Origin of the sequence: Lacisediminihabitans sp. (assembly GCF_043726815.1) — a bacterium.
Lineage (GTDB): Bacteria > Actinomycetota > Actinomycetes > Actinomycetales > Microbacteriaceae > Lacisediminihabitans.
In genome coordinates, this window is record NZ_JAYSJZ010000118.1 from 1 (window position 1) to 4,610 (window position 4,610).

The window sequence follows — 4,610 nt, forward strand, 5'->3', positions numbered from 1 at the left end:
AAAGGCCATCGCCACCGCCATGGTGTCGAGCGCGTTCAGCGCGCCCCACGTGAGCCTCTTCGTGGATGTGGACGCGACACGCACCATGGAGTTCGTCAAGCGCCTGAAGAACTCGGCCGACTTCGCCGGGGTGAAGGTGTCGCCCCTGCTGATCATGGCGAAGGCGATGATCTGGGCGGTGCGTCGCAATCCCACGGTGAACGCTCAGTGGACCGACAGCGAGATCATCGTCAAGCACTACGTGAACTTCGGCATCGCCGCGGCAACCCCGCGGGGTCTGATCGTGCCGAACATCAAGGATGCGCAGGAGCTGTCCATCCGCGAGCTGGCGTCCGCGATCGAGCAGCTCACGATCACGGCCCGCGACGGCAAGACCTCTCCGGTCGAGCAGGCGGGCGGCACGATCACCGTGACGAACATCGGCGTCTTCGGCATGGACACGGGAACGCCGATCCTCAACCCCGGCGAGGCCGCGATCGTGGCCCTCGGCACGATCAAGCAGAAGCCGTGGGTGGTCGACGGCGAGGTGCGGCCGCGGTTCGTGACGACCCTCGGCGCGAGCTTCGATCACCGGATCGTGGACGGGGACGTCGCGAGCCGATTCCTGGCGGATGTCGCGAGCATCATCGAGGAGCCGGCGCTGCTCCTCGACTGAGCAACACGCCCGGGCCGGGCACTCCAATACGACACGTTTCAAAGTTTCTTTGCGAGGGAGGCACGCCTCCGCGCATCCCTGCGGCTTCGGGCGATTCGGCCCGCGCGGGGCGGCCGCGAAGCCGGTTGTGCTGGCTGCCCACAGCCGGTAGTTACGCCGGGTGTTGGTAAAGTCTTCCGTGGTCTTCAAAGACCCACAGAGCCCAGCCCGCGCTCGTGCCCCCTCTCACGGGGCGTCAACGTATGGTCTGGTGTCGTCGGTGCCGCCCCGTGGCTGCACCAGCGGAAGACTCCGATCGCAGGGCGCAGATTCGCCCAATGCTTGACGGGTGAGTCCACCGCCGCGACACAGACCCGGACGAGAGTACGAATGCCACCCGCGGCGGTTTCGATCGTTGCGGCGCATGGGGAGAACACGTGTCCGATTCCATCGCCGTCACGGCGCACAACCTGTACAAATTCTTCGGTCGTCGGCCTCGGGATGCCGTGCGGCGACTCGAAAACGGCGAGAGCCGCGACGTCGTGGGCCGCACAGGCACCCCCGCCGTCATCGACGCGTCCTTCGAGGTGAAGAAGGGCGAGATCTTCGTGGTCATGGGGCTGTCCGGCTCCGGCAAGTCCACGCTCATCCGCATGCTCAACGGACTCGTCGAGCCGACATCCGGAACCGTCACCATCGACGGCACGGTCATCACCGGGGCCTCGCCGGCCCGGGTGCGGGAGGTACGCCGTCGCAGTGTGTCGATGGTGTTCCAGCACTTCGCCCTGCTGCCCCACCGCACGGTGCTCGACAATGCGGCCTACTCGCTGGAGATCCAGGGAGTGCCTGCCGCCGAACGGCGCGCACGGGCGCTCGCCGTGGTTCGGCGCGTCGGCCTCGACGGCTGGGAGCACAAGCTTCCCGGTGAACTCTCCGGCGGAATGCAGCAGCGGGTGGGACTCGCCAGGGCCCTCGCGGCAGACACCGACATCCTGCTCATGGACGAGGCCTTCTCGGCCCTCGACCCGCTCATCCGCCGCGAGATGCAGGAGCAGCTGATCGAGCTGCAGGCGGAGTACGACAAGACGATCATCTTCATCACCCACGACCTCAACGAGGCGATGTTCCTGGGCGACCGGATCGCCGTGATGCGGGATGGCCGCATCGTGCAGGTGGGAACGCCCGAGGAGATCCTCACCGACCCGGCCACCGACTACGTCGCCCAGTTCGTGAAGGACGTCGACCGGGCGCGGGTGCTGACCGCCGCGAGCGTGATGGAGCCGGTTCGCGCCCTCGTGTCGCTGACCGCCGGCCCGCGGGCGGCACTCCGTGTGATGCGGGACCTGCAGACCTCGGCGGTGTTCGTCGTCGGCGAGGGACGGCGCTACCTCGGCGTTGTTCGCGACGGGGACGTGATGCGTCTCGTGCGCAACACCGACCCCGACCTCTCGTCGGTGATCGAGCCTCCGACCGGCTCCGTCACAGGCGAGACCGCTCTCTCCGAGCTCTTCGAGGCCTCGGTCGAGAGCGCGCTGCCCGTGGCCGTCGTCGACTCCCGCGACCGGCTGCTCGGGGTGATCCCGCGAGTGACGCTCCTCGGGGCCCTCGGCAACGTGTCCACCACCACCGGCGAGATCGACCTGGTCGAGCCGGCCCCCACCATTTCCGTCGAGGTGATCACCCAGACCCTGCTCGCCACGGCGCAGCAGCCGCTGGGCGACTTCGCGACCGCGAACGAAGGCAGCAAATGAACGGCTTCCGCATCCCCGTCGGAGACTGGGCCACGGCCATCGTCGACTTCATCACGGCAACCGGCGGCGGGTTCTTCGACGCCGTCCGGGCGATCTTCGGCGGCTTCTACGACGCCGTCGACTTCGCGCTCGCCACCCCGCCGTTCTGGGTGGTGATCCTGTTCTTCGTCGCCCTGTCCGTGTGGGCCAGGGGCTGGGTCTTCGGATCGGGTGCCGCGATCGGCCTGGTGCTGATCGCCGGCCTCGACCAGTGGGGCAACGCGATGGACACGCTTGCCCTCACCCTCGTCGCGGCGACGATCGCTATCGCCATCAGCATCCCGATCGGCATCTGGGCCGCCCGCTCCAACGCGGCCTCGGCCGTGATCAAGCCGGTGCTCGACTTCCTGCAGACGATGCCGGCGTTCGTCTACCTCATTCCCGCGATCATCCTGTTCCGGATCGGCGTGGTGCCCGGGATCGTCGCCACCATCGCGTTCTCGCTCGCGCCGGGGGTGCGGCTCACCGAGCTCGGCATCCGCGGCGTCGACCGGGAGGTCATCGAGGCCGGCCACGCGTTCGGCTCATCGCCCGGGCGCATCCTTCGGCAGATCCAGTTGCCGCTCGCCAAGCCGACGATCATGGCCGGGGTCAACCAGGTCATCATGCTGTCGCTGTCCATGGTCGTCATCTCCAGCATGGTCGGGGCGGGAGGGCTCGGCGGCGACATCATCCAGGCCCTCAGCCGCATTGACGTCGGCCTGGGTGCCGAGGCGGGACTCGCCGTCGTGATCCTCGCCATCCTGCTCGACCGCATCACGGCATCCCTCGGCTCGTCCGGCCCGCGCCGCTGGCCCTTCCGTGCGAGGCGTCCTGCGGATGCCGCGGGGGTCGCGTCCGACTCCCCGACCGCCGAAGGCTCCGACAGCGACCGGGCCGCCGAGCCCGCCAGAGTCTGACCCAATCTCCCGGTGCCCGGCACCGGAACGAAAGGAACACAATGAAGAAGAAGAACATCCTCGCGGCAGTCGCCGTGACAGCAGCAGCCCTCGTGGCGATCACGGGGTGCTCGTCGGGCGCCGGCGCGGCCGGACCCTCGAACGGCGACAAGGCCGACGTCACCATCGGAGTGTTCAACGGCTGGCCCGAGGGCGAGGCTGCCTCGTACCTGTGGAAGTCGATCCTGGAGAAGAAGGGTTACTCGGTGAAGCTCAAGTACGCCGACGCCGGTCCGGTCTTCGCCGGCGTGAGCACCGGCGACTACGACCTCGCGCTCGACGGTTGGCTACCCACCACGCACGCCTCGTACCTCAAGCAGTACGGCGACAAGATCGACGACCTCGGCGCCTGGAACTCCGACGCCAAGCTCACCGTCGCGGTGAACAAGGATGCCCCGATCGACTCGCTCGACCAGCTGGCGAAGAACGCCGGCAAATTCGACAACAAGCTCGTGGGCATCGAGCCGGGCGCCGGCCTCACCAAGGCCGTCACCGACAAGGTGATCCCGGGCTATGGCCTCGGCAAGATGAAGTTCGTCACCTCCTCCACCCCGGCGATGCTCTCCGAGCTGAAGTCCGCGACGAGCAAGGGCGAGAACATCGCGGTCACCCTGTGGCGCCCGCAGTGGGCGTACGACGCGTTCCCGATCAAGGACCTCAAGGACCCCAAGGGCACCCTCGGGTCGGCCGAGTCGATCCACTCCCTCGGCAGCACCTCGTTCTCGAAGGACTTCCCCAAGCTGAGCGGCTGGGTGAAGGGCTTCAAGCTCGACTCGAAGCGGCTCTTCTCGCTCGAGAACAAGATGTACAACGGCACCGGCGATGTGAAGGACTACACGCCGATCGTGAAGAAGTGGATCGCCGCGAACCAGGCCTACGTCGACGGACTGACGAAGTAACCACCGGCTCCTCCGAAGGCCCGGCCGGCGCGGATTCCGCACCGACCGGGCCTTCGTGCTCCCCCGCCGCGCATCCGGCGCATCCCGCCGCGGGCATCCCACCGTGCGCATCCCGCCGCGCGTTTCCCGACCCGCGCATCCCGACCCGCGCATCCCGACCCGCGTTTCTCCGGAGCTTTCGAGCCGCGCGGCCGATTTCGGGCACATTCCGCCCCGGATTTCGCTCGCAGCGTGCAGACCTCCGGAGAAACTGTGACTTCCCAGGCATTCGCGACACGATCGGCGCATTCGAGACCACGTGGCTGTTGACCTCGCTGATCGGGGTCCGGCCAGATCCACCCAAGGTAAC

General features: G+C 67.7%; 4 protein-coding genes. All 4 read left to right on the top strand.

The window, feature by feature from the left end; translation table 11 throughout:
• On the top strand, positions 1-655 hold a 655-nt coding region (locus tag ACHZD8_RS17490), incomplete at its 5' end, for a dihydrolipoamide acetyltransferase family protein (RefSeq protein WP_394771709.1).
• A 416-nt stretch (positions 656-1,071) separates the two neighbouring features.
• On the top strand, positions 1,072-2,385 hold the full coding sequence (locus tag ACHZD8_RS17495; RefSeq protein WP_394771710.1) for a glycine betaine/L-proline ABC transporter ATP-binding protein: 1,314 nt from the start codon (positions 1,072-1,074) through the stop codon (positions 2,383-2,385).
• On the top strand, positions 2,382-3,323 hold the full coding sequence (locus tag ACHZD8_RS17500) for an ABC transporter permease (RefSeq protein WP_394771711.1): 942 nt from the start codon (positions 2,382-2,384) through the stop codon (positions 3,321-3,323). The genes ACHZD8_RS17495 and ACHZD8_RS17500 overlap by 4 nt, the downstream gene beginning before the upstream one ends.
• Before the next feature lie 41 nt (positions 3,324-3,364).
• On the top strand, positions 3,365-4,261 hold the full coding sequence (locus ACHZD8_RS17505) for a glycine betaine ABC transporter substrate-binding protein (RefSeq protein ID WP_394771712.1): 897 nt from the start codon (positions 3,365-3,367) through the stop codon (positions 4,259-4,261).
• Positions 4,262-4,610: the final 349 nt, after the last annotated feature.

What these genes read in the sequence shown, in the direction of transcription:
- ACHZD8_RS17500 (WP_394771711.1), top strand. Translation starts at nt 2,382, where the DNA reads ATGAACGGCTTCCGCATCCCCGTCGGAGACTGGGCCACGGCCATCGTC.
- ACHZD8_RS17505 (WP_394771712.1), top strand. Translation starts at nt 3,365, where the DNA reads ATGAAGAAGAAGAACATCCTCGCGGCAGTCGCCGTGACAGCAGCAGCC.